Source organism: Methanoculleus frigidifontis (assembly GCF_030464345.1).
In the GTDB taxonomy this organism is placed as follows: Archaea; Halobacteriota; Methanomicrobia; order Methanomicrobiales; family Methanoculleaceae; genus Methanoculleus_A; species Methanoculleus_A frigidifontis.
On sequence record NZ_VCYH01000004.1, the window covers coordinates 212,518 to 235,374 of the forward strand.

The 22,857-nt window shown below is 62.3% G+C and carries 25 protein-coding genes and 1 tRNA gene; 17 read left to right on the forward strand and 9 right to left on the reverse strand.

The window, feature by feature from the left end:
- Nucleotides 1-15: 15 nt before the first annotated feature.
- The 4 genes from FGU65_RS07590 to FGU65_RS07605 form a co-directional block, all read right to left on the reverse strand.
- A complete protein-coding gene (locus tag FGU65_RS07590; RefSeq protein WP_301663832.1) occupies nt 16-363 on the reverse strand; it encodes a DUF5518 domain-containing protein in 348 nt (115 codons plus the stop codon).
- 67 nt (nt 364-430) lie between these two features.
- Nucleotides 431-1,375 (reverse strand): carbamate kinase, encoded by a 945-nt coding sequence (arcC, locus tag FGU65_RS07595; RefSeq protein ID WP_301663833.1) that lies wholly within the window; start codon nt 1,373-1,375, stop codon nt 431-433.
- A 1-nt stretch (nt 1,376) separates the two neighbouring features.
- On the reverse strand, nt 1,377-2,678 hold the full coding sequence (locus FGU65_RS07600; RefSeq protein WP_301663834.1) for an arginine deiminase family protein: 1,302 nt from the start codon (nt 2,676-2,678) through the stop codon (nt 1,377-1,379).
- 84 nt (nt 2,679-2,762) lie between these two features.
- Complete coding sequence (locus tag FGU65_RS07605) at nt 2,763-2,927, reverse strand: hypothetical protein (RefSeq protein ID WP_301663835.1); 165 nt, start codon at nt 2,925-2,927, stop codon at nt 2,763-2,765.
- A 321-nt stretch (nt 2,928-3,248) separates the two neighbouring features.
- Between FGU65_RS07605 and FGU65_RS07610 the strand changes: the two genes are divergently transcribed.
- The 10 genes from FGU65_RS07610 to FGU65_RS07655 all read left to right on the forward strand — a co-directional run bounded on the left by FGU65_RS07610 (nt 3,249) and on the right by FGU65_RS07655 (nt 14,718).
- Nucleotides 3,249-3,452, forward strand: coding sequence for a hypothetical protein (locus FGU65_RS07610; protein WP_301663836.1), 204 nt, complete (start codon nt 3,249-3,251; stop codon nt 3,450-3,452).
- Between the two features lie 354 nt (nt 3,453-3,806).
- The gene (locus FGU65_RS07615) at nt 3,807-5,051 is read left to right on the forward strand and encodes a hypothetical protein (RefSeq protein WP_301663837.1); all 1,245 of its coding nucleotides are present in this window, start codon (nt 3,807-3,809) and stop codon (nt 5,049-5,051) included.
- 129 nt (nt 5,052-5,180) lie between these two features.
- Nucleotides 5,181-6,188 (forward strand): proline iminopeptidase-family hydrolase, encoded by a 1,008-nt coding sequence (locus tag FGU65_RS07620; protein ID WP_301663838.1) that lies wholly within the window; start codon nt 5,181-5,183, stop codon nt 6,186-6,188.
- 53 nt (nt 6,189-6,241) lie between these two features.
- Nucleotides 6,242-7,645, forward strand: coding sequence for an MFS transporter (locus tag FGU65_RS07625; RefSeq protein ID WP_301663839.1), 1,404 nt, complete (start codon nt 6,242-6,244; stop codon nt 7,643-7,645).
- Nucleotides 7,646-7,881: 236 nt separating this feature from the next.
- On the forward strand, nt 7,882-9,231 hold the full coding sequence (locus tag FGU65_RS07630; protein ID WP_301663840.1) for an MFS transporter: 1,350 nt from the start codon (nt 7,882-7,884) through the stop codon (nt 9,229-9,231).
- A 45-nt stretch (nt 9,232-9,276) separates the two neighbouring features.
- Nucleotides 9,277-10,242, forward strand: coding sequence for an ATP-binding cassette domain-containing protein (locus FGU65_RS07635; protein ID WP_301663841.1), 966 nt, complete (start codon nt 9,277-9,279; stop codon nt 10,240-10,242).
- A 2-nt stretch (nt 10,243-10,244) separates the two neighbouring features.
- Nucleotides 10,245-11,075 (forward strand): ABC transporter permease, encoded by an 831-nt coding sequence (locus tag FGU65_RS07640; protein WP_367652364.1) that lies wholly within the window; start codon nt 10,245-10,247, stop codon nt 11,073-11,075.
- A complete protein-coding gene (locus FGU65_RS07645) occupies nt 11,072-12,007 on the forward strand; it encodes a DUF4097 family beta strand repeat-containing protein (protein WP_301663843.1) in 936 nt (311 codons plus the stop codon). The genes FGU65_RS07640 and FGU65_RS07645 overlap by 4 nt, the downstream gene beginning before the upstream one ends.
- A gap of 55 nt (nt 12,008-12,062) precedes the next feature.
- A complete protein-coding gene (locus FGU65_RS07650) occupies nt 12,063-13,169 on the forward strand; it encodes a DUF362 domain-containing protein (RefSeq protein ID WP_301663844.1) in 1,107 nt (368 codons plus the stop codon).
- A 169-nt stretch (nt 13,170-13,338) separates the two neighbouring features.
- Nucleotides 13,339-14,718 carry a PAS domain S-box protein gene (locus FGU65_RS07655; protein WP_301663845.1) on the forward strand — a complete coding sequence of 460 codons (1,380 nt, stop codon included), beginning with the start codon at nt 13,339-13,341 and terminating at the stop codon, nt 14,716-14,718.
- A 9-nt stretch (nt 14,719-14,727) separates the two neighbouring features.
- Here the strand turns inward: FGU65_RS07655 and FGU65_RS07660 are convergent, their stop codons facing one another.
- Nucleotides 14,728-15,681, reverse strand: a complete 954-nt coding sequence (locus FGU65_RS07660) for a nucleoside recognition domain-containing protein (RefSeq protein ID WP_301663846.1) — start codon at nt 15,679-15,681, stop codon at nt 14,728-14,730.
- 314 nt (nt 15,682-15,995) lie between these two features.
- Between FGU65_RS07660 and FGU65_RS15890 the strand changes: the two genes are divergently transcribed.
- Together FGU65_RS15890 and FGU65_RS07665 are read left to right on the forward strand one after the other, a co-directional pair.
- Nucleotides 15,996-16,121 (forward strand): symporter small accessory protein, encoded by a 126-nt coding sequence (locus tag FGU65_RS15890; RefSeq protein ID WP_367652365.1) that lies wholly within the window; start codon nt 15,996-15,998, stop codon nt 16,119-16,121.
- Nucleotides 16,111-17,688: a sodium:solute symporter family protein gene (locus FGU65_RS07665; RefSeq protein ID WP_301663847.1), complete on the forward strand. Its 1,578-nt coding sequence runs from the start codon at nt 16,111-16,113 to the stop codon at nt 17,686-17,688. Before FGU65_RS15890 ends, FGU65_RS07665 begins: the two co-directional genes overlap by 11 nt.
- 39 nt (nt 17,689-17,727) lie before the next feature.
- On the opposite strand, the gene trxA is transcribed toward FGU65_RS07665, so the two are convergent.
- A complete protein-coding gene (gene trxA / locus FGU65_RS07670; protein ID WP_301663848.1) occupies nt 17,728-18,147 on the reverse strand; it encodes a thioredoxin in 420 nt (139 codons plus the stop codon).
- Nucleotides 18,148-18,274: 127 nt separating this feature from the next.
- Here trxA and FGU65_RS07675 point away from each other — a divergent pair.
- Nucleotides 18,275-18,349, forward strand: a tRNA-Met gene (locus tag FGU65_RS07675).
- Between the two features lie 696 nt (nt 18,350-19,045).
- Here FGU65_RS07675 and purF read toward each other — a convergent pair.
- Genes purF through FGU65_RS07690 form a run of 3 tightly spaced genes read right to left on the reverse strand, consistent with a single transcriptional unit; the run spans nt 19,046 to nt 20,916 of the window.
- Nucleotides 19,046-20,482: an amidophosphoribosyltransferase gene (purF, locus tag FGU65_RS07680; RefSeq protein WP_301663849.1), complete on the reverse strand. Its 1,437-nt coding sequence runs from the start codon at nt 20,480-20,482 to the stop codon at nt 19,046-19,048.
- Nucleotides 20,483-20,491: 9 nt separating this feature from the next.
- On the reverse strand, nt 20,492-20,674 hold the full coding sequence (locus tag FGU65_RS07685; RefSeq protein WP_301663850.1) for a 50S ribosomal protein L37e: 183 nt from the start codon (nt 20,672-20,674) through the stop codon (nt 20,492-20,494).
- A gap of 14 nt (nt 20,675-20,688) precedes the next feature.
- Nucleotides 20,689-20,916, reverse strand: coding sequence for an LSM domain-containing protein (locus tag FGU65_RS07690; protein ID WP_301663851.1), 228 nt, complete (start codon nt 20,914-20,916; stop codon nt 20,689-20,691).
- A 122-nt stretch (nt 20,917-21,038) separates the two neighbouring features.
- Between FGU65_RS07690 and FGU65_RS07695 the strand changes: the two genes are divergently transcribed.
- The 4 genes from FGU65_RS07695 to FGU65_RS07710 all read left to right on the forward strand — a co-directional run bounded on the left by FGU65_RS07695 (nt 21,039) and on the right by FGU65_RS07710 (nt 22,803).
- Nucleotides 21,039-21,536 (forward strand): RNA-binding protein, encoded by a 498-nt coding sequence (locus FGU65_RS07695; protein ID WP_301663852.1) that lies wholly within the window; start codon nt 21,039-21,041, stop codon nt 21,534-21,536.
- 49 nt (nt 21,537-21,585) lie between these two features.
- On the forward strand, nt 21,586-21,963 hold the full coding sequence (locus tag FGU65_RS07700) for a cell division protein SepF (RefSeq protein WP_301663853.1): 378 nt from the start codon (nt 21,586-21,588) through the stop codon (nt 21,961-21,963).
- Nucleotides 21,963-22,490, forward strand: coding sequence for a ZPR1 zinc finger domain-containing protein (locus FGU65_RS07705; RefSeq protein WP_301663854.1), 528 nt, complete (start codon nt 21,963-21,965; stop codon nt 22,488-22,490). Before FGU65_RS07700 ends, FGU65_RS07705 begins: the two co-directional genes overlap by 1 nt.
- Nucleotides 22,491-22,566: 76 nt before the next feature.
- Nucleotides 22,567-22,803: a hypothetical protein gene (locus FGU65_RS07710; protein WP_301663855.1), complete on the forward strand. Its 237-nt coding sequence runs from the start codon at nt 22,567-22,569 to the stop codon at nt 22,801-22,803.
- Nucleotides 22,804-22,857: the final 54 nt, after the last annotated feature.

Consider the following 22,857-nt stretch of genomic DNA (forward strand, 5'->3'; position numbering starts at 1 on the left):
GAATGTCCCTCCCGCCTACCGGCGGAGCGCCCCTGCAATAAGGCCGCCGATGAACGAGAGGACGCCCTGGTAGATGAACGCACCTACGATGATGATGATCGTTGCTCCGAGTCCGGTGATGAACCCAAGCGCCCCGAGGAGGAACGTCGCCCCGAGCAGGATCAGGATCGCAATAACGATCGCCCCGAGGATACCTGCAAGCAGCCCCGCCCATCCCGCATTCCAGACACCGGCACGGGCGATCCACCCTGCAACGAACCCGCCGACGAGCGGGCCGATGATCGGAAGGAAAAGGCCGAGGATGAGCCCCACGATCCACCCGACGATGACGCCGGTCCAGAAATTACCCTGCACATCCGCCATTTACTCTCACCGGAGCGGCTGTATAGGGTACCGGGGTTATAAACCTTCGGCAGATCTCCTGCGGACACTACCGTGCAATGACTGTTCCCGCCTCTCCGGCGAGTGCATCGCGTGCCCGATCCAGCGACGAGACGATCGCACGCTCTCCGCCCGATTCGATGAACCGGATCACCGCCTCGATCTTCGGCGCCATGGTTCCGGGCGGGAACTGCCCGTCTGCGAGATATCTTTTGGCCTCGGCGACCGTCAGCGAGTCCAGGTCGACCTGGTCGGGCCTCCCGAAGTGCAGCGCCACCTTCTCTACATCGGTAAGGATCAGCAGGTCGTCGGCACCGATGAGGCCGGCGAAGAGCGCTGCGGTATGATCCTTGTCCACGACCGCCTCGACCCCCTGCAGCCATCCGTCCTCGCCCGCGACGACCGGGATCCCGCCCCCGCCGCAGGCGATGACGATCGAACCACGGTCGAAGAGGAACCGGACGCTCTCCGCCTCCAGGATGGCGACCGGCTCCGGAGAGGGGACGACCCTCCGGTATCCCCGTCCGGGTTCGTTCTCAAGCCGCCATCCCTTCTCCTTCGCAAGGTTCGAGGCCTGCATCGCCGTGTAGTAGGGGCCGATCGGCTTTGCCGGGTGCTCGAACGCCGGGTCGTCCCGGTGAACGAGGGTCTGCGACAGCACGGTGACGACCGGGCGGGCGTATCCTGCCGCCTGCAGCTCGCAGGAGAGCGACTGCTGGAGCATGTAGCCGATCATGCCCTGGCTCTCGGCGCCGCAGACGTCGAGCGGCATCGGTGGGAGCGTATCGCGGGCGATCTCGTTCTTGAGCAGGATGTCCCCGACCTGCGGCCCGTTGCCGTGCGTGACGGCGACGGTATACCCGTCCGCGACGATCTCCGCGATATGCCGGCATGTCCTTCTGACGGTGGAGAACTGCTCCTCCGCCGTGCCGGTATCCTGGTGCCGCAGGATGGCGTTCCCCCCGAGGGCAATCAGTACGCGCCGCTCCGTCATCTCATCCCCTCTCAAGCACGCAGGTCATGCAGTGCGGGCCGCCGTAGCCGCCGGTCAGATTTTCGAGCATCACGGGATATGCCTCGATGTCGTGCTGGTAGATCTCTTTTTTGTGCGGGAAGAACTGCCCGGCGGTGCGGATGCGCCGGTAGTCCTGCTGCGCCTGATAAAGGAGTCTTCCGTAACGTTCGGGGTCGGTGGCGGCTTTCCTCTCCAGGTTTTTCAGGACGGTCTTCATGATCCGCTCCCCCTCGACGGTGAGGATCGTCCCGTCACGGACACAGAGCACGTTCGGGGCATACGAGAGCTGTTCAAGCGTCGAGAGGCCGATGACGGCGAACCCCTTCTCCCGGATGTAGTCGTAGAGGTTGGTCGCCGGAAGGCTGCACTCGTAGGCGCCTGGCCCGGTGCGGTGACAGACCTCCACCTCCGCCCCCTTCAGGAGCAGTTCCGACCCGATGACCACCCCGCTCGATGCGACGTTGAAGTAGGTGTCGAGGTGCATGTCGATCATCGGATCGGGGCGGGAGGTCGGGATGAGCGGGTGCCCCGGCTGGTGAACGATTGCCACCTCGTCAAAGCCGGGATCGGAGGCGAGAAACTGCTCTATCCCTGCACGGTCAGTCCGGTTGCCGAGGCCGAGGAGCGCGAACGTCCCCATCGGCATGTAGTCGCCCCCTTCCAGGGTCCCCGGCTCCTGCACCTCGCAGAAGACCGGCAGGTCGAGGACCTGCCAGAGGAGCCGGGTGATCTGCGGCTCGCGGCGGCGCTGGTGCTTGGCCATCCTGGAGACGACAACGCCCCGGGGCGTTACCGCCTGCTGATCGCGCATGAAGTAGAGGTTCGCGAGCGGCTGGCGCCCCGTCACGTCCACCCGGATCCCGCGCTCTTCGCCGCCCCGCCCCATCTCGATGAGCGGATGCATGAGGAGGATGGTAAAGAAGTGCTGGGAGTCTAACGCATCGGCGTTCCGGAAGAACATCTCCCTGGCTGCAGTGACTTCTTTCGGGTCACCGCTGAAGGCGATGGTCTCGTGCGCCAGCTCGATGAGCTTCCGTCGCATGACGGGGTCGCGATCGGCGGCATCGAGAACCGTCTCCTTCAGCCGCATCACGGTCGCGCCGAACTCACGCCCGAGGACGTATTCCAGCTGCTCATGCTCGCGCCGCGCCTCGTAGCGGCTGAACGCCCGTTCATACAGCGCTTCATACGGTTCCAGAAGCCCGAAGAACATCTCCATTCCCGGACGGTGCACCACCACCGTCCGTGCCCGCTCCCACTCTGCCCTGACTCTGCCAAGCACGACGTAATCCTCCTGCCCGAAGTTTCTTCCAGCCCTCTGAAAAACGTTTCTCCACGCTCCCGGCCGGGACAGAACTCCGCCGTATCACTGCGCCTGGCGGACGGAGACGAAGTAGTACGCAAGCATGACACCGATAGCGGTGCCGACGGCCACCACCCAGTTTACCCGCCCCCCGACCCAGAAGCTGACACCGGAATAGACACCGAGTGCGATGATGCCGTAGAGGAGCAGACGCAGATACCGATTCATGCGGACGACTTCCCGGATCCCATGACATACCAGCAGCCTCCTGCATCAATAAATCTATCGTATCTGCCGCCTGAAACGGCCCTCCGGCGATCCGGAGATCGGCGCGGCCGAAACCTGCGGCCACCACCTCAATCAGCCAGGAATGCACACCTTTCGGAAGCAACAGGACGGATCGCCCGGTATTTGACTGGTACCGGAGTCCGAAGGAGATCCCGTTACGCCAAGGCATTTATAGCTGTACGGAGAAAAGGTCAAGTAAGATACCCACGTCTGAGAGGGGACAGCTCCCCGGTCTCGGTACTGCATGGAGGTGAAACGAGCATGGTCAAGATCAAGCGGTACAAACCTGCCATCTCGCCGACGGTAAAGCCGGTGCGGGCGGTGCGGCGTCTGCACCTCAACCCGACGTACAACCAGGTGCTGCTCGGCCCGGTTCTGAACTGCATCACCCTGGCGGCGCTCTCCGCCACCACGGCGATGTCAGGGCTGCTTTTCGGGGCATGCCTGCGCATCGTCGGGCTGTAGGCAAGACATCCCCAAAAACCTGCACCTCTTTTCGCATTGCCCGTCCGGCGACTGGTCCAGACGGCTCTGAAGGAACGGCGAGACCATATGCAGTGCTCCCCGAAAACTTCGTCCTGCCATTTATATTCATTTCAGCCGGAGGTTCAGCCCGGGAGAGGCGTGCAGGCACCCGGCACCGCCGTATCGGACACACATCTCTGAGAGAAGATTTTATCACCACCGACCGGAAAGGGGGGCGACCCGGAGCGTGGGAGATGAACCCGGGGGTTCGAGCGTATATCCCTGCTTTCGTCTCTTTTTGCCGGCTGCTGTCCGCGATCCGGCAGGCCGGGAACGCCAGGAGGGAAAATGAGTATGGCGCAGTTCAAACCCTTTGAGATGGACGGGATACCGATGGAAGAGCAGTTCATGAGCTGGAACGAGATGATCAAAGACCCGTACAACAAGCGGTCGGTCGACGCCTACACCAGGACACGGGTCATCCTCATGAACGGCATTGAGAATAACGCGGTGCTCACCTCACACGCCATGGAGCGGATGATCGAGGAGCCCGAGATAAAACGGGCTCTCGCCCTCATCCGGCGTGCTGACTCACAGCAGCAGCAGACGGTAAACTGGCTCAACCCCGCCGACCAGTCCGTCCTCGAGACGACGATCGGTTACGAACAGGTGGCCGTCGACCTCACCGCCAACCTGGCGAAGAACGAGTCCGACCCGTATGTCAAGTCGGTGCTCGACTATGCCCTGATCGAGGACTTCGATCACCTCTACCGCTACGGCTGCCTCTTAGAGGTGCTCGAGGGGAACGACCCGGACTCGATCACCCAGGGAAAGACCGAAGCAAAGCCGGGGAGGCCGACGAGCATCGAGCACCGCCACCCCGACGATTCCATGCGCAAGCACTACGACAAAGACACGGCGGATGCCAAGACGAAGATGAACTCCATCACCATCGTTGCGGGCGAGCAGCAGACCGAGCTCTTCTATAAGTCGCACGGGTTCATGTATCCCGATGATCTTGCCCGCAAGCTCTACGCCGAGATCGCCGAGATCGAAGAGCAGCACGTGACCCAGTACGGCCTCCTCGGCGATCCGCGCGAGACGATGCTCGAGAAGATGGCGCTCATCCAGCTCGCTGAGGCCTACAACTACTTCTCCTGCGCAGCGACGGAGACCGACTCGCGAATAAAAAGCATCTGGGAGCAGTTCGCCAGAATGGAGATCACGCACTTTTCCATCTGCAACAACCTCCTGCAGAAGTACGAGAAGCGCGACATGCGGGAGGTCCTGCAGACCGACGTCATCGAGCCGCTGATCGTCTTTGAGCCGAACAAGGACTACGTCAGGCGGATCGTCGATGAGCAGCTCGACCTGATGCCGCGGAACATGATGTTCGAGCGGCTCAGCGACCTCCCGGGCGACTGGGCGACCTTCGGCTACCAGCGTGCGGTCAACACCGGAGGCGTGCCGAGCGAGATCGTGGTGCAGCAGGTCGGCGGCGAGATGGCGCAGCGCGACCAGGCCGAGAATATCCGGCGGGTGAAGATGGAGATGGCGCGGCGGGCGCAGGTCGAGCTCGCGGCCGCTCCCGCCCGGTAACGTCCCCGAATCCTCCGGCTGCAGACTCAAAACCGAACCTTTTTTCTCCGGCGCCCGACTACTCCTTTTCGGAAACCGACCGGCGGTCTGCCGCAGAACCGGCGGATACCGGCCGGAGAGGCCAGTCCCATGGCGAACCATTCAGCGAAGGTGATACTCATACTCAGTGCGTGCGGCATCGGTCTGCTGCTCGCCGGTGCCGTGTTCCTGACGTCCGGCGCCGGAGAGGAGGTGCAGAAAGAAGAGAGTGTACAGGGAGACCGGGAGGGGTTCATCCCGGTCCCCGGCGGGAACATCTGGTACCGGATCGTCGGTGCCGACGCGCCGGGAACCCCACTGCTGGTGCTCCACGGCGGACCGGGGGCGTCCTCCGACTACCTCGAACCGCTCAAAGCCCTTGCGGACGAGCGGCCGGTCATCTTCTACGACCAGCTCGGCGGCGGCAACTCTGACCGCCCGGGCGACCCGTCGCTCTGGACGGTGAACCGCTCCGTCGCGGAGATCGATGCCGTCTGCACGGCTCTCGACCTTGACCGGGTGCATATCCTCGGGCAGTCCTGGGGCACGGCGCTCGCGGTGGAGTATACCCTCACGGCCGGCCGGGACAGGGCGCGGAGCCTGGTCCTCTCCGCCCCCTGCCTCAGCGCAGGCCGCTGGGCGGCAGACCAGCAGGCGCACATCGCAGACCTGCCGGAGGACGTCCGGGCGGCGATACGGGAGGGCGAGGCGTCGGGCGATTTTGCGTCTCCGGAGTACCAGGAGGCGATGATGGTCTTCTACAACCGGCACGTCTGCCGGCTGGAGCCCTGGCCCGACTGCCTGAACAGGACGTTCGAGAAACTCGGGTTTCCGGTCTACGAGCGGATGTGGGGGCCGAGCGAGTTTACGGTGACCGGCACCCTGCGGGACTACGACTGCACGCCGCGGCTCGGCGGGATCGCCGTCCCGGTGCTCTTCACCTGCGGGGAGCATGACGAGGCGTCGCCGGTGACGACCGCGTACTATGCAGGCCTGGTGCCGGGGGCAAAGATCGCGGTCTTCCCGGACGCCTCGCACGAGCACCATCTCGAGAAGAGCGAGGAGTACCTTAAAACCGTCCGGGAGTTTCTCAGGCTCGCGGAGAGCGGCGAACGATAGCTCCGCCGTGAGGCCGGAAAGATATATCACCCCTCCCGGCATCAGCGCCGTCGATGCCGCTGCTGCCAGAGCCCCCGAGATCGCCCGAACGGTTCACGGGACGGGCACTCGTTCCCCTCTACGCCGTCACGTTCATCGGGACGCTGGGGTTTGGGATCGTCCTCACGTTCCTGATCTTCCTGGTGGAGGAGTGGGGCGGAAACGCCCTCGTCTACGGGCTGCTGGCCTCCACCTACCCGGCTTTCCAGCTTCTGGGGGCGCCGGTCCTCGGGCGCTGGTCCGATATCCACGGCAGGCGGAAGGTGCTCTTCCTCTCCCAGGTGGGCACCCTCGTCGCCTGGGGGATCTTTATCACCGCCTTCTTCATGCCGCTCCTGCCGGTGGCGACGGTAAACTCGGCGCTGCTTGGCATCTTCGTCCTTACCCTGCCGCTCCTCGTCCTCTTCGTCGCCCGGGCGCTCGACGGGCTCACCGGCGGAAACGTCTCGGTGGCGAACGCCTACCTCGCCGACGTCACCGACGATGTGGAGCGGAACCAAAACTTCGGCAGGATGTCGGTCGCCTCGAACATGGGCTACATCGTCGGCCCCGCCCTCGCCGGCGTCCTCGGCGCCACGGTCTACGGTGAGATCCTCCCGGTGATCGCGGCGTTCCTGATCTCGGTCGCCGGCACCCTGATCATCGCTTTCTGGCTGCCGGAGTCGAACCGGTGCGCCATCGACCGGAGCCTCGAAGAGGGGAGCGTCAGAAAGGTATTCGGGCAGGAGCACCGCGACTGCTACTTCGCCGGGGGCGAAGAGCAGCTCTCCTTCCGGGGGGCCTTCCGGCTCGCCCATGTCCCGTTCCTCCTCGGACTTTACTTCCTCATCTTCCTCGGGTTCAACATCTACTACACCGCGTTTCCGGCCTTTGCCGCAGGCGGCCTCGCCTGGACGGCGGCGGAGCTCGGGATCTACTACTCCGCCATCAGCGTGATGATGGTGGCGGTGCAGGGGCCGGTGCTCGCCAGGCTTTCGAAGCGCTACGCCGAGGCTGTCCTGATCATCGCTGGGACCATTATCCTCGGCGCCGGGTTCGCCATCCTCGTGACCGGGAACCTGCTGCTCATCTACGCGAGCGCCGTGCTCTTTGCCGTCGGCAACGGGCTGATGTGGCCGTCGTTCCTCTCGCTCCTCTCAAAACTTGCCGGGAAGACCTACCAGGGCTCGGTGCAGGGGTTTGCCGGGAGCGCCGGGAGTCTGGCGAGCATCGTCGGGCTGATCCTCGGTGGCGTACTCTACGAGGCGATAGGAGCCGTTGCCTTCCTCATCTCGGCCGGCACCATCCTCGCGGTCTTCTTCCTTGCACTCCGGACACTCCGGTTCCAGCCGCCGACTTCCCGGCAGCCGCCGGAGGTGACCGCTCCCGGGATGCCGTCTGGGCCGGCCGAGACCGAGGATGCGATGCAGCCGGGGTGATGAAACTCACCGCCGCTTCACCGGCCGGATAAACGTCTCCCCGCCCGCCACGCGAAGAACCCGTCGGCCGGGATCAGGCAGCGGTTCTGCCCAGGCATCGCCTCAAGCTGCCGCCCGCACATACCGCTTCACGGAAAGAGGTTTCCGCGACAATCCTATGTTCACCTTCCGCATCCCCGCCGGCGCACGCCAAAGGCTATATGAACCCGCACCGGGTATGGCGGTGCGACGCCGCCATGCCTCCGCCGCCAGACAGCCCCGGAAGAGTGCCCGCAAAGACGCTCTACCCGCTCTTTGCGGTGAGCTTCATCGGCAGCCTCGGGTTTTCGATCGTCCTCCCGTTCCTGGTCTTCCTGGTGAACGATTTCGGGGGAAACGCCCTCATCTATGGGCTGCTCGGCTCCACCTACCCGGCGTTCCAGCTTGCCGGCGCCCCGCTCCTCGGCCGGGCGTCCGACCTCTACGGGCGCAAGAGGATCCTCCTCCTCTCGCAGGCCGGGACATTCATATCCTGGTGCATCTTCCTTGCCGCACTCTTCCTCCCGGTCACCGTGCTCGCCGCCGTCGACTCCGGGATTCTCGGCGCCTTCACTCTCACCCTGCCGCTCCTCGTCCTCTTCATCGCCCGGGCGCTCGACGGGATCACCGGCGGCAACGTCTCGGTGGCGAACGCCTACCTCGCCGACATCACCGAAGAGGCGGAGCGGAACCGCAACTACGGCCGGATGTCGGTCGCATCGAACGTCGGGTTCATCCTCGGCCCGGCGCTTGCGGCGCTGCTCGGCGGCACCCGCTACGGGCAGGTCCCGCCCGTCCTCGCGGCGCTCATCATCGCCCTGATCGGCGTGATCGTCGTCGCGGTCTGGCTTCCTGAGCGGCGCCCCTGCCGCATCACCGAAAAACCGGAGAAGCCTGGCATCAGGACAGTCTTCGGGCAGGAGCAGAAGGAGTGCTACCGGATCGAGGGCGAAGAGGAGGACGCGGGGCTCTCCTTCCGCGGTGTCTTCACCCTTCGCCACGTCCCCTACATCCTGCTCCTCTACTTCCTCATCTACCTCGGATTCAACATCTTCTACACCGCCTTCCCAGTCTATGCCGCAGGCCCGCTCGCGTGGACCTCCACCACACTCGGCCTCTACCTCGCGGCGCTCAGCGGCATGATGGCCTTCGTCCAGGGGCCGGTGCTCTCGCGGCTCTCTGACCGGATCGCCGAAGGCTACCTGATCGTCGCCGGGAGCGCCGTCCTCGGGGTGAACTTCATCCTCCTCGCCACCGGCAACCTGCTGCTCATCTACCTGGCCGCCGTCTTCATCGCCGTCGGCAACGGGCTGATGTGGCCGTCGACCCTCTCGGCGCTCTCAAAGTTTGCGGGGAAGCGCTACCAGGGAGCGGTGCAGGGATTTGCGAGCAGCGCCGGGAGCCTCGCGAGCATCGTCGGGCTGATCGCCGGCGGACTCCTCTACGAGCAGCTGGGCGCCGTCACCTTCCTGGTCACCGCAGGCGTCATCTACCTCGTCTTCGTCCTCTCGCTCCGGGTGCTCGGCTTCCGGCGGGTGCAGGAAGGCGGGGCGAAGACGGGCACCTGACGGAAAGGGAGATATGCCGCGAGCAAGAGTAGGGAGCAGGATCGCATGGGCGGAGACATCATCGAAGTCGAGAACCTCACGCACGCGTTCGACGGCTTTCAGGCGGTGAAAGGGATCAGTTTCTCGGTTCGGGAGGGCGAGATCTTCTCGTTCCTGGGGCCGAACGGGGCGGGGAAGAGCACCACCATTAACGTGCTGATCACCCTCCTCCCCCTGCAGAGCGGGAGGGTGCGGATCGCCGGCTACGACGTGGCGCGGGAGCCTGCGCGGGTGCGGGAATCGATCGGCGTCGTCTTCCAGAACGAGGTGCTCGACCGCGACCTCACGGTCCGGGAGACGATGGAGTTTCACGGCCGGCTCTACGGGATCCCGCGGGACGAGCGGCGGGCGAAGATCGAGGAGATGCTCGGTATCGTGAAACTGACCGGGAAACGGGACGAGCGGACGAAGAACCTCTCAGGAGGGATGAAGCGAAGGCTCGAGATCGCCCGCGGCCTGATGACACAGCCGCAGGTGCTCTTCCTCGACGAGCCGACGATCGGCCTCGACCCCCAGACGCGCCTGAAGATGTGGGACTACATCGAGCAGGTCAACGAAGCAGGGACGACGATCTTTCTCACCACGCACTACATGGACGAGGCGGACACCCTCTCCGACCGGATCAGCATCATCGATCACGGGGAGATCGTCACCACCGGCACCCCCGACAGCCTGAAGAACGCCCTCGGCGAGGACGTCATCTACCTGGAGACGACCGACAACCGGGCGGCGGAGAAGGCGCTCGGCAGCCTCAAAAGCGTTCGGAACACCATGGCATCGCCGCGCGGCCTCGTCGTCACCATCACCGAGGACGGCAGCCGCTGCCTCCCGGCCGTCATAGACCGGGTGCGGGGAGAGGGGATCGCCATCCGGAGCGTCAACCTCAAAAAACCCTCCATGGACGACGTCTTCGTCCACTACACCGGCAGGGAGCTCCGGGATACCGGCGAAGCAGGGAGGGGCGGGTCGTGAGGATGGCGTTTTTGACCATCTACTGGCGGGACATGATCCGGTTTGTCCGGTTCCGGGCGCTGCTTTTTTCGTCGCTGCTCCAGCCCGCGCTCTGGATGGCCTTCTTCGGCGTCGCGATGTCCAGCAACTTCGACCGGCTGACGAGCGCCGTCCCGGTCCCGGCGGGCGCCTTTTCCGTGGAGTACCTCACCTTCATGGCCGCCGGGGTGATCGCGATGACGACACTCTTCACCAGCCTCTTCGGCGGGATCAGCCTCCTCTTCGATAAGAACTGGGGGCTGATGCGGGAGATGATGGCGAGCCCCATACCGCGGACCGATATCATGATCGGGATCAGCCTCTCTGGGATGACCAAGTCCTTCATCCAGGTGCTGATCATCATGGTCTTCGGCCTGCTCATCGGGGTGAACTTCTTCCCCGGCTACCCGCCGCTGCAGATAGCCTACTCGGTGCTCGGCCTGCTCCTCTTCGTCGGCGTCTTCTCGCTCGGGTTTCTCTTCCTCTCCTCCACCATCTCCATGCGGATGGAGAGCCCCGAAGGGCTGCAGGGAGTGATAACCCTCCTGACGCTCCCGCTCTTCTTCGTCTCGAACGCACTCTACCCAATTCAGGCGTTCCCTCCCTTTCTCCAGGCCCTCTCCGTGCTCAACCCGCTCACCTACCTGGTCACCGGCATCCGCTACTTCACCATCGGCAGTGATTTCTTTGCTATCGGCACCCATTACTCCTACACGGCGATCGATATCCTGATCGCATTCGGCGCGCTGGCGACCTTCACAACGGTGATGTACGCCGTCGCCTGGCAGACCTTCCGCAAAGCGGTGATCACATGACGATACTGAACGGAAAACCCGAAGCAGCGGCCATCCTGCTGCTGGTGCTGACGACGGCGCTCGTCTGCTCTTCCGGCTGCACCGTCCCGCCGCTCTTCGGCGGAGGCGCGACAGAAGAGGTCAACCTGACGGTTCCCGTAACGCCCGGAACAGCCCTCTTCGTGCAGAACCGCAACGGGGACGTGCACCTCACCACCGGGAACATGAGTGCCGTCTCGATCAGCGCGGTCAAACAAACGCCGCTTGCACAAGAGGAACTCTCGCTCGTCGAGATCATCGTCCGCGAGGAAGAACCCCTCCGGGTCGAGACCGTGCGGGCGCGGGACACCGTGCAGGTCTCGGTCGACGAGCGGATCCGGATTCCCGCGTCGGTCGCCGTCGATACCGTCTCGACGACCAACGGCGATATCGTCCTCGCAGGCACCGGAGGCGACGCACGGCTCATCACCTCGAACGGAAATATCACCGCAACCGGGGCGGGGGTCGTCCTCGCCCGGACGTCGAACGGACAGGTTGCGGTGACGGATACGACGGGCGATCTCGCGGCGACCTCCACGAACGGCGGGATCACGCTCCGGAACGTGACCGGCTACGTCTCAGCGGTGACGAGCAACGCCGAGATTGCGATCCAGAACCCCGGGGGGATCGATACCATCAGGAGCACCAACGCGAGGATATCTGCAGACATCCCCGCGATCCGGGACAACGTCTCGGTCACCACCAGCAACGGCGACATCCGCCTGAAGATAGCACCCGATCTGAACGCAACCATCGTCGCCGGAACGAGCGGCGGCAGGATCGTCGCCACCGATCTCCCTATCACGGTCGAAGAGACCGGGGAGACGACCCTGCAGGGAAGACTCGGGAGCGGAGGAGCGACCATCACGATCCTCACCTCGAACGGGGATATCGTCCTCTCTCCCCTCCCGTAGTTACCTTTATCGGGCACACGGCCCCCATCCAGTGGTACAGGAGTACATCGCTTTCATGACAGCAGACGTCTACTTTGCCGATATTCGGGCACGGAGCAGCAGCGAGAGCAGAATTGCCAAACTCCGGCGCCTCTTCGACGCCGCCGGGTTCCCGGCCCTCGTCCGGCCGGGCGATCTGACCGCCGTCAAACTCCATTTCGGCGAGCGGGGCTGCGACACCTTCGTAAAGCCCGTCTTCGTCAGGCAGATCGTCGACCGGCTGAAGGAACAGGGGGCAAAACCCTTCCTCACCGACACCGGCACGCTGTATGCGGGCAGCAGGTCGAACGCGCTCGACCATATCGTCACCGCCGTCGAGCACGGGTTCGACTACGCTGTGGCGGGTGCCCCGGTGATCATCGCGGACGGGCTGCGGGGCGGCCACTTCACCGAGGTGAACGTCGGAAAACAGCACTTCGCCTCGGTCAGGATCGCCGGGGATATAGCAGCCGCCGACAGCATGATCGTCCTCTCGCACGTCAAGGGCCACGACCTCGCGGGGTTCGGTGGGGCGATCAAGAACCTCGCGATGGGGTGCGCACCGCCCGTCGGCAAGGCTGAGCAGCACGCAGGCCGCCCGCTCCTCGACGAAGCGGCGTGCACGGGCTGCGGGAAATGCACCGAGGTCTGCCCGTGGGCGGCGATGACGATGACCGGGGAACGCGCACGGTTCAACCCCGAACACTGCGTCGGCTGCGGCGACTGCATGCGCTCGTGCCCTGCAGGGGCGATCGAGTTCGACTGGACGACGGAGATCCGGCCGTTTCTCGAGCGGATGGTCGAGTATGCCTTCGGCGCCACGGTCGGAAAAGAGCGGCGGATCGGCTATGTCAACCTCCTGATGGACATCACCCCGGACTGCGACTGCGTTCCCTGGAGCGACGCTGCAGTCGTCCCCGATATCGGCATACTCGCATCCACCGATCCGGTGGCAATCGATCATGCGAGTTACGATCTCGTCAACAGCCAGACGGGGTTCCGGCAATCGCTCCTGAAACAGCACCACGCACCGGGCGGGGACAAGTTCCAGGGAACGTGGAGCTATACGGACGGGCGCTACCAGATCGCCTACGCAGCAGAGATCGATCTCGGCGAGAGCGACTACCGGCTGATCGAGATCTGAGGGGGAGACGCCTCCTCACACCTCTCCCGGACGGCGTGGGAGTTGGTGGAAACCGGAGAATCCGACAGAAAACTCTTTGAAATCCGGATGCGGCAACACTGCAGGAGCGGATCGGAATCAAAGACACAATACCGGAGGGTTTATTGATTAATGCCCCCTATGTAGGGCTATGGGGTGTTCGTCCCTCTCCGCATGGCGATATCTCTCGGACAGATGGCTCATAGCCGTCCTGGTACTGTCGGTAGTTACCCTCCTCATCACGGCATATAGCCTGTGGCACCAGATCACCGGCATCTTTCCGCACCTCTTCTATATCCCCATCCTCCTTGCCATATACCGGCACCCGCAGCGAGGGTTCGTCCTCGCCGTCGTCCTCGCCTCGCTCTACGCCATGATGGTCTACTTCTTCACGTACCCCGACATGCTCGCGATAACGGAAGGGACGATCCGCTTTATCGTCATGGTCGGGATATCCGGGATCATCGCCTACCTGGTCGGCCGCCTGCGCGACCAGGAGAAGAAGTACCACAGCATCTTCGGCAATTCACAGGCCGGGATCTTTCTCGTCGACCTGCGCAGCCTGCAGATCACCGAGGTGAACCGGCGATGCGCCGAGATGCTGGGCTATATGTCCGATGAACTGACGGGGACCGCCATCAAGAGCGTCTGGAGGAAGAACGACGAACTCAAACAGTTCCTCTACCTGCTCGAGAAGGAGAACACCATCGATAACTACGAAGGAACATTCACCACCAGGGACGGGTCCATGCGCTACATGGTGCTCTCTGCAGGCGCGCTCTCTCCGTCGACCGCGGTCTGCACCGTGGTCGATATGACCGAGCGGCGGGAGGCCGAGCTGATGCTCCGGGGCGCCAGCGAGTTCGGCGGCATCCTCGTGCGGGAGCGGGACGAACATAGCCTCCTCCGCAAGGCCTGCTACCGGCTCGGTCATATCCGGGAGGGGCTGATCGTGTCGATCTGGCTCGGAAAGAGCGAGAAGGTCTCCCTCTTCGCCATCTCCGACGAGCACTACACCATCGTTGCGCACCACCGTCCGCTGCGCCGCCTCATCGAATCCGCCTACAAGACAGGCAGCATCGTATCGCGGCAGGCGGCCGATGCCGAATCCCGCGACAGGTGGCCGGACTCCATCGGCGATGTCCGCGCAATCCCCATGATCGCCGGGATTGAACCGGTCGGCGTCATCGCCGTCGCACGCACCGACGGCGGCAGCTTCACCGCAGAAGAGACCAATCTGCTTGCAACCCTCGCAAACGATCTCGGATCCGCCCTGAAACTCTCGGAGCTCGAGGAGGAGAAGCGCGAGGCCTACGGGCAGATTGACCGGAATATCGAGCAGTTTGCAATCCTCGGCGACCATATCAGAAACCCGCTGCAGGTGATCGTCGGCCTCGCGTGCCTCGAGGAGAACCCGGCATCCGGCAAGATCATCGAGCAGGCCTATACCATCCAGGGGATCGTGAACCGGCTGGACAGCGGCTGGATCGAATCTGCGATGATCCGGGAGTTCCTGCGGCGCCACTACTAGCCGGCCGCTCTACAACCAGACCCAGGCAAGGAGAAAGATCACCGCCAGGGTGATGCCGTCGCGCAGAAGGGTTGAGTAGAGCATAATCTCCGTCCCGAGCTTCGGGCCGAAGATGGCGACGTAGAACGAACCGAACCACCGGAAGGCCAGGACAACGCTGGAGAGGAGGTTTCCGACGAGCAGCGTGACGATCACCTCTTTCCCTGAGATCTCACCAGCCGCGAGCAGGGCGGAGGCAACGCTCGCAGCGGCGACGAACGACCCGAACTTGGCGGCGATGATGCTGATCCCCTCGACCGGGACAGGGAAGTAGGCACTGATGCCGCTGAAGTACGCCGAGAACGCATCGAAGACCCCGAGCTCGATGAGAAACGCCACGATGATGAGCGTCGGGATCATGATCGGGAGGATGCGCCGGAGCGTCCCTTTCGAGGACTGCCATGCTTCGGTAACGGTCTCTCTCCACGGCCCGCGCTCCCTGCCGGAAGGGGCGGCGTCTCCATCATCGGTCGGGGGCGGAAGGAGCACTCTCCCTGCCACCGCCACGATACCGGTCTTGACAAATCCGATCCCCATCAGGATAATAAAGTAAGCGACCCCGACCGTGCCGAGGAGCGGGACGTAGACCGGGAGCAGGTAGCGCCAGTGCATGACGATGCCGGGGAACGAGTTCATCAGCGCGGCGATGATGAGCTCCCGCCGCCCGATCCGGTCGTTATGGTAGAAATCAACCAGCATTGCGTCCGCCGCGTGCGACGAGAGGAAAGCCATCAGAAAACTCGTGCCGCAGGCATCGGGGAGGTGCGCGAACGACGTGATCGGGCGGGCAAACCGGGCTATCGCATCCGTGACCCGCAGCGCAATCAGCACCTCTGCGATGAAGACACCGAAGATCACCACCGGCACCGTCCGGACGAGAAGATCGAGCGCAAGCTCTGCCGTCCCTTCAACGATACCGGTCATACCATCACCACAGGCGCCCTCTCCTGTGCCGAACTGTTGGCTCTCCTATCAGAAAAAGGCCATTCGTTGCCGTGAACCCGCGCACCCTCCGGATGCGCCGTGCGGCCGGCCCGGAGAACTGCGATAAACAACCGTTAAATATCAGGTGCGTATACGCATATCGGGAATTCACCTATGGCGCATCTTTGCGTGAACCCCGATTGCACCGACGTGCAGAACGCATTCGCCTTTTTCTTCAGCTTTAGATAGGGAACCGGCACGACGCCCGCGTTCCCGTGTATTGAACCGGTAATCCGTTACCGGGAGGACTATTTATGCTCGGAATTACTGATCCCGCGATCTGGTTTGCATACGTGCTTGCGATTGGTCTTACGCTTGCGTGTATCCTGTACGGCCTTCTGAACTGGAATATAGGGCTGGATGATAGTCATGGCAGTTGATACCCTCACGTTCGCCCTGGTGACCGTCGTGTACCTCCTGATGGTCATCTGCCTCGGCTATCTCGGCTACCGGAAGACCCGGGGACACGACGACTACATGGTCGCCGGGAGGAAGATCCACCCGGTCGTCCTCGCACTCTCCTACGGCGCCACCTTCATCTCCACCTCAGCGATCATCGGTTTCGGCGGTGCGGCGGCGCAGCTCGGGATGGGACTGATGTGGCTGACCGTCCTCTGCATCGGCGTCGGCGTCCTCATCGCCTTCGTGATCTTCGGAAAGAGAACCCGGCGGATCGGGCAGCGCGTCAGCGCAGTCACCTTCCCGGATCTGATAGGGAAGTGCTACGGCTCGCCCTTCTTACAGACCTTCACCGGCATTCTGATTGTCGTCGGCATGCCGCTCTATACCGCCGCAATCCTGATTGGCGGAGCGCAGTTCATCACCAGTACGCTCCAGATCCCGTACGATACGGCGCTGCTCGCTTTCGCCGCAGTCGTCGCACTCTACGTCGTGATCGGAGGCCTCATCGCCGTCATGTACACCGACGCCCTCCAGGGCGCGATCATGCTCGTCGGCATGACGGCGCTGCTCGTGCTCACCTACACGCTCCTCGGGGGCGTTATAAACGCCCACGCAGCACTAGACGCGCTCTCGGGTCAGGTGCCCTCCGCGCTTGCGGCCGCCGGGATGACCGGGTGGGCGTCGATGCCGGAGCTCGGGTCTCCGATCTGGTATACCCTGATAACCACCCTCGTCCTCGGCGTCGGGATCGGTGTCCTCGCCCAGCCGCAGCTCGCCGTCAGATTCATGACGGTCAAGGATAGCAGGGCGCTCAACAGGGCGGTGCTGGTCGGCGGACCGTTCATCCTGATGATGACCGGTGTCGCCTTCACGGTCGGGCCGCTGACCAACGTCTACTTCTACCAGACCGAAGGCGTCATTGCCCTGCAGGCGGCGACGAACGGGAACATCGATACGATCATCCCAAACTACATCAACACGGCGATGCCGGACCTCTTCGTCATCGTCTTCATGCTGGCGCTCCTCGCCGCCGCCATGTCGACCTTAAGCTCGCTCTTCCACACCATGGGGACGAGTCTCGGGTACGATATCTGGCGGCATACCCGGCGCGAGAAGCCGTCGATGCGGACGATCCAGCTCGCCACCATAGCCATGATCGTCGTCTCGGTCCTGCTCGCCTACGTCATGCCCGGCAGCATCATCGCCCGGGCGACGGCGATGTTCATGGGTCTTGGCGCCGCCGCGTTCCTCCCGGCCTATGTCCAGGCGCTCTTCTCGGAGCGGCCGTCGCTGCGGGCCGCGAAGTACAGCATGGTGACGGGTGCCGTCGTCTGGTTTGTCTGGACGGCCTTTATCCACGTAAAAGAGTCTGCAGTGCTCGGCCTTGCAGAGCTCCTCTTCGGTGCGGAGAGCCTCCTCCCGATGCCGTGGCCGGTCATCGACCCGCTGGTCATCGCCCTGCCCCTCTCGGCCGCTGCGCTGGGAGTGGGCTGGCTGGTCGATCGGAACCTGGCGCCGGCTCCGGGTTCAACCGACGCATCCTAACTTTTTTTTCAAAAAAAGCGATCTCTGATGCGGCAGGCATCAGAGAGAGGCGAAAGAGCGCTCCATGCGTGCCAGGATGACGGATTTCGGCTGCACCCCGATGATCCGCTCGACCAGCTGGCCGTTCGCAAAGAACAGGATCGTCGGAATCGCAGATATCCCGAAGCTTGCAGCAGTGCGGTTGTTCTCATCGACGTTGCACTTGCCGAACGTAACCCTTCCCGCATACTCGCCGGCCAGCTCTTCGATCGTCGGGGCAACCATCCGGCACGGACCGCACCACTCCGCCCAGAAGTCGACGACAACGTAGGCATGTTTGCGGATGGTCTCGGCAAAATTCATATCGGTGAGCTCCAGCACACCACCCTCCGGCTGTTTCATCGCAGCCTCCTGCATCTGACGGAGCCGCTGCTGCCGCAGGCGTTCCAGTTCATCATCTTCAAGTTTCTTCTCCTCCATAGAAGTGAGGTTAGTGAGGAGGAGGTATATATCGGTGTTGCGATCGGCAGCCGTCCCGGAGAAAAAACGGCATGCAAACGTATATATGGTCCCACATACAATGAAGTATAGCTCTCATACTATGAGGAGCGAGGTGGGGTAGTCAGGAAATCCCGACGGGCTCATAACCCGTAGATCGATGGTTCAAATCCATCCCTCGCTATAGAGATTGTTCTTCTTCTTCGTCCCTGTTTCACCGTTGCATCAGACCTTTCTGCGCCCTGTCCGGCAGATGTTTCGAGAGCCCCCATGACCAGAACTGCACATGGGATGGCAGAAGAATCGGTAGCGCCCTACGAAACAACTGATGCTACCTTTGTTGAGATCGTCTCCGGGCATTCCCGATCGGTTGCAATCCGGGGCACGGCGTTCCATTGGGTATCGCCATGACTGCCCCGTCCCTGGGGGCGGGGGAGGAGGCCGGAGGCCGGGTGAGGTGGGGGGTGAGGTGTGCGGATCTTTTGCGTAAGACGGGGGAGGGGGAGACCCCTGTCAGCCCCACCCCCATGGCGATAGCCACCACAGTCCGCGGCATGAGGGCATGCGTGAGAGAAAAGGCCGAACTTCGGGAACAGGCCCGGTTCGGCACCAATCTCGTCAGGGAAGAATGACAGCCGGAAGAGAGCTTCACCAAAGCCCGATCATGGAAATCTTCTCCCCAGGGTATTTTTTATCATGAATGCCGGTTGGTGCGCAAACGTAATTTCGGTCGGATTCTCTGAGATCACTATCAGTGATATGCTGGAGCACTACCGAAGAATCCGACCGGATCTGCGTTGACAATTTCGGGGAGATTCAGCCGATCCGTGAGGGATCTCCTCGTATATCACGGTTCACGCCCGGAATCGGTGAAAAAAGATCAGGAGGTTTCCTGCTCGGTCCCGAACCGTTTGAGGTTCGACTGGTATGTGCCGTCGACGTAGGTGACGGCGCGGCGGCAGGACTTCTCTCCCGGGATCTCAACCGGATAGTGGCCGGTCAGGCAGCCGGTGCAGAGGTTGGACGCATCGATCCCGATCGCCTCCACCAGGTCCTCAAGAGAGATGTAGGTGAGGGACGTCGCTGCAATGCTGTCTCTGACCGCCTCCTCTTCTTTCCCGCTCGCAATCAGCTCCGTCCGTGTGGGCATATCGACACCCAGGTAGCAGGGGGCTATGATGGGAGGCGAGCCCACCCGCACGTGCACCTCATCGGCGCCTGCCTCCCGGATCATCTCCACGATCCGCCGCGAGGTCGTCCCGCGGACGATCGAGTCGTCGACCAGCACCACCTTCCGGTCTTTGAGGTTGCCCCGGATCGGGTTTAGTTTGATCCTGACCGCCTGCTCCCGCTGCCTCTGGGTCGGCATGATGAACGTCCTGCCCATGTAGCGGTTCTTCATCAGGCCTTCGAGGAACGGGCAGCCCGAACGCACGGCATACCCGGCCGCATAGGCCGTGCCCGAGTCGGGCACCGGGCAGACGATGTCGGGCTTGAGGCGGTCCGACTCGTAGAGTTTCTGCCCGATACTCTGCCGCACATCGTAGACGAGGATGCCGTCCATGACGGAATCAGCCCGGGCAAAGTAGACGTACTCGAAGATGCAGTGCGCCGTATGGCTTGCAACCGCAATCTGCGTCGACGAAAAACCGCTTTCGTTCAGGGTGACGAGTTCGCCGGGTCTGATGTCCCGGACAAACGTTCCCCCGAGTGCATCCACCGCCACGCTCTCCGAGGCGACGACGTATCCCTGCTCCGTCTTCCCAATGCAGAGCGGTTTGATACCCATCGGATCGCGGAAGGCGTACAGCGTGTCGTTCAGCATGATGACGACGGAGTACGAACCCTGCAGGCGCCGCATGCAGAGAAGCACCGCGTCCTCCATACTGTTTGAGACACGGAGCTCGTCGGCGATGATGTTTGCGATGACCTCGGTATCGGTGGTCGTGCAGAAGATCTGCCCGCGCTGTTCGTACTCCTGCCGGAGAGCGGGCGTGTTGACCAGGTTGCCGTTATGAATGATCGCAAGGTGCCGTCCGGCGTACCTGAAGTTGAAGGGCTGAACGTTCTCGGGAATCTTTGCGCCGGTGGTCGGATACCGGACGTGCCCGACACCGACGCTCCCTTTCAGGCTGCAGAGAATCTCCTCGTCGAACACCTCGGCAACGAGCCCCTGCCCTTTGTGTTTATAGAGTGTTTTCCCGTCAAAAGTGGAGAGCCCTGCGCTCTCCTGCCCGCGGTGCTGGAGAGCGTACAGGGCATAATACAGCTGGAACGAAACACCGCCAGCATCGACGATGCCAACGATACCACACATGATACAACTCTAGTGGGTCGGTACCTTCGCTTTCTTGTCGGTCCAGTTGTAGCTGCGCATCCTGCTGCTCCGCCCGAAACCGCAGGAGGAGCAGACCTTGTGCCGTGCGTGGTAGGAGATCCTCCCACACCGCCTGCATGCGATGTGCGTCTTCTTATTCCGCTTTCCCATTGAAGGTGTGCCTTTACTCATGTCGTATCACCTGATTACTCGATAGATGGTGTAATATAGATCACATTGTCTCCGCGGACGATGAGGGTGCCGAGCTTCCTGACGGTGCCGTCGACTTCATCCTCCGCTTTGTCCAGTACAAGATTCATGTGTACGTCGTACCCCTGCAGAACACCCCGAATCTCCCTTCCACCTTTGAGACTGATGATAACGGGCTGACGATTCAGTACCTGATCTAAAATATCTAACGGTCTTCGCGTCATATGATTACCCTGTGCCGTCCATTCTGGAGTAATATATTTGAGTGAGGAAGCTACTTAAATATAACCGAATTTGGGGGATAGACACGTCCCGCCGTATATTTTACCCGATGAGGTCTGCAACAATGTCCAGGATAACCGTAAAAAAGCGCCACACCATCAGGAAATCGCATCTCACCGAGCTGAAGGCCAATCTCCAGGATCAGATCGGTGATGCAGCCGCACTCTTCGTCACCGACCGCATCGAACGCGTGGAGACCGATACCGACCTCAATATCTACCTGGTCGACAGAAAGCCGCAGCTGATGCGGCACGGAACGTGGGTCTTTCCGACCGTGCGGGGGCTCGTCGAGCACCCCCTCTCCGCCCGGAAGGTCGTCGTCGACCAGGGTGCAATCAGGTTCGTCGTGAACGGAGCGGATATTATGCGTCCCGGCATTGTGGAGATCGGGGACGACGTCCGGGCGGGAGCGCCGGTGCAGATCGTCGAAGAGCGCCACGGCAAACCGCTCGCCGTGGGGGTCGCACTCCTCGATGCCGCAGAGATGAGGGGACAGGAGAAAGGAAAATCCGTCAAAAACATCCACTATGTCGGGGACGACATCTGGAACCTGGAGATATAGCGCGGAAAATAAAGATACTATTAAATAAAATTCATTCAACATTTTTTTCATGGTTAAGAAGATATTCGATAGCATCCTCGGCAAGGGCAGCCAGAAAAGCGACGAAGACTATATGGAACTCGATCTGGCGTCCTACGAGGGGACGAGCGAAGGAGAACCGGCCTCGATGTATGTCAAGATTGCAACGATCGCCGATCTCAAGGATACCCCGCGCGTGAAGGACGAAGTCTACAACGGCAACGTCGTCATCGTCGATATCGGGCGGCTGAAGATGGACAAGATCACCTTCGAGCGTGTCTTAAAGGATCTCCGGGACGTTGCCCGCGACGTCAACGGTGATATCATCGGGCTCGGCGACCAGAAGTACGTTGTGATCACCCCCATGTCCGTGAAGGTCTCCCGCGAGAAGATCGGCGGAGGACTGTAGTGCGGAACAGGTATCAGGGCACCTGCCCCGGGTGCGGAGAAGAGATCGAGCTCGTCCACCATCGCCTCGAGATCCCGCATTTCTCCGACATCCTGCTCGTGAGCATCGGCTGTGCCAGATGCGGCTACCGCCACATCGACACGATCATCCTCGGCGAAGGCGATCCCGTCATGTGGGCAGTGCCGGTCGATGCGCCGGAAGACCTCGCCATCCGGGTCGTGCGGAGCACCACAGGCACAATAGAGATCCCCGAACTCGGGCTGAAGGTTGAACCCGGCACCGCCTGCGAGGGGTTCGTCACAAATATCGAGGGGGTGCTGAACCGCTTTGAACAGGCGGTGGCAAACATCCTGATGAACCCTGAGACGGAGGAAGAGCGTACGCAGGCGGAAGGCGTTTTGAGCAGGATACTCGATGCAAAGAACGGCAGCATCCCGTTTACCCTGATCCTCACGGATCCGGCCGGGAACAGTGCGCTCATCAGCGATAAGGCCCAAAAGACACTCCTGGACTCTTCCGAGACCTGATCTCATTTTTCCCCGGATGCGGGGTTACCATAAAATAGGTGCTCTGCCCACATACGGCCACCGTGAGGTATGAGAAATGGCGCGAACGATAACCGTAACCAGGTGGGAGAATGAACAGGATGTCGACAACGCCGTGCACACGATCCGGGCGGAGATGGCGGGGGGACGAGGGCTCTCGCAAGAGACGGAGCGGGAGATGCAGCACTCCCTCCGCATCGCCGACGCGCACCTCACCGATATGTTCCTGCGGGAGGTCCGGAATCACGTCCCCGAAGCGATGCACTACTTCGAGGAGCACGGCGGGGGTTCGTAATAGAGACAGGATGCAATAAAAAATACGGGCAGCGGGGGACGTTCGTCCCCTTCC

Excerpts from the sequence above, each read along its gene's own strand:
- FGU65_RS07610 (WP_301663836.1), top strand. The coding sequence starts at position 3,249 with ATGGTCAAGATCAAGCGGTACAAACCTGCCATCTCGCCGACGGTAAAG.
- FGU65_RS07645 (WP_301663843.1), top strand. The coding sequence starts at position 11,072 with ATGACGATACTGAACGGAAAACCCGAAGCAGCGGCCATCCTGCTGCTG.
- FGU65_RS07640 (WP_367652364.1), top strand. The coding sequence starts at position 10,245 with ATGGCGTTTTTGACCATCTACTGGCGGGACATGATCCGGTTTGTCCGG.
- trxA (WP_301663848.1), bottom strand. The coding sequence starts at position 18,147 with ATGGAGGAGAAGAAACTTGAAGATGATGAACTGGAACGCCTGCGGCAG.
- FGU65_RS07710 (WP_301663855.1), top strand. The coding sequence starts at position 22,567 with ATGGCGCGAACGATAACCGTAACCAGGTGGGAGAATGAACAGGATGTC.
- FGU65_RS07655 (WP_301663845.1), top strand. The coding sequence starts at position 13,339 with ATGGGGTGTTCGTCCCTCTCCGCATGGCGATATCTCTCGGACAGATGG.
- FGU65_RS07615 (WP_301663837.1), top strand. The coding sequence starts at position 3,807 with ATGGCGCAGTTCAAACCCTTTGAGATGGACGGGATACCGATGGAAGAG.
- FGU65_RS07620 (WP_301663838.1), top strand. The coding sequence starts at position 5,181 with ATGGCGAACCATTCAGCGAAGGTGATACTCATACTCAGTGCGTGCGGC.
- FGU65_RS07660 (WP_301663846.1), bottom strand. The coding sequence starts at position 15,681 with ATGACCGGTATCGTTGAAGGGACGGCAGAGCTTGCGCTCGATCTTCTC.
- FGU65_RS15890 (WP_367652365.1), top strand. The coding sequence starts at position 15,996 with ATGCTCGGAATTACTGATCCCGCGATCTGGTTTGCATACGTGCTTGCG.
- FGU65_RS07700 (WP_301663853.1), top strand. The coding sequence starts at position 21,586 with ATGGTTAAGAAGATATTCGATAGCATCCTCGGCAAGGGCAGCCAGAAA.
- FGU65_RS07650 (WP_301663844.1), top strand. The coding sequence starts at position 12,063 with ATGACAGCAGACGTCTACTTTGCCGATATTCGGGCACGGAGCAGCAGC.
- FGU65_RS07590 (WP_301663832.1), bottom strand. The coding sequence starts at position 363 with ATGGCGGATGTGCAGGGTAATTTCTGGACCGGCGTCATCGTCGGGTGG.
- FGU65_RS07635 (WP_301663841.1), top strand. The coding sequence starts at position 9,277 with ATGGGCGGAGACATCATCGAAGTCGAGAACCTCACGCACGCGTTCGAC.
- FGU65_RS07695 (WP_301663852.1), top strand. The coding sequence starts at position 21,039 with ATGTCCAGGATAACCGTAAAAAAGCGCCACACCATCAGGAAATCGCAT.
- FGU65_RS07630 (WP_301663840.1), top strand. The coding sequence starts at position 7,882 with ATGCCTCCGCCGCCAGACAGCCCCGGAAGAGTGCCCGCAAAGACGCTC.
- arcC (WP_301663833.1), bottom strand. The coding sequence starts at position 1,375 with ATGACGGAGCGGCGCGTACTGATTGCCCTCGGGGGGAACGCCATCCTG.
- FGU65_RS07685 (WP_301663850.1), bottom strand. The coding sequence starts at position 20,674 with ATGAGTAAAGGCACACCTTCAATGGGAAAGCGGAATAAGAAGACGCAC.
- FGU65_RS07605 (WP_301663835.1), bottom strand. The coding sequence starts at position 2,927 with ATGAATCGGTATCTGCGTCTGCTCCTCTACGGCATCATCGCACTCGGT.
- FGU65_RS07690 (WP_301663851.1), bottom strand. The coding sequence starts at position 20,916 with ATGACGCGAAGACCGTTAGATATTTTAGATCAGGTACTGAATCGTCAG.
- FGU65_RS07665 (WP_301663847.1), top strand. The coding sequence starts at position 16,111 with ATGGCAGTTGATACCCTCACGTTCGCCCTGGTGACCGTCGTGTACCTC.
- purF (WP_301663849.1), bottom strand. The coding sequence starts at position 20,482 with ATGTGTGGTATCGTTGGCATCGTCGATGCTGGCGGTGTTTCGTTCCAG.
- FGU65_RS07625 (WP_301663839.1), top strand. The coding sequence starts at position 6,242 with ATGCCGCTGCTGCCAGAGCCCCCGAGATCGCCCGAACGGTTCACGGGA.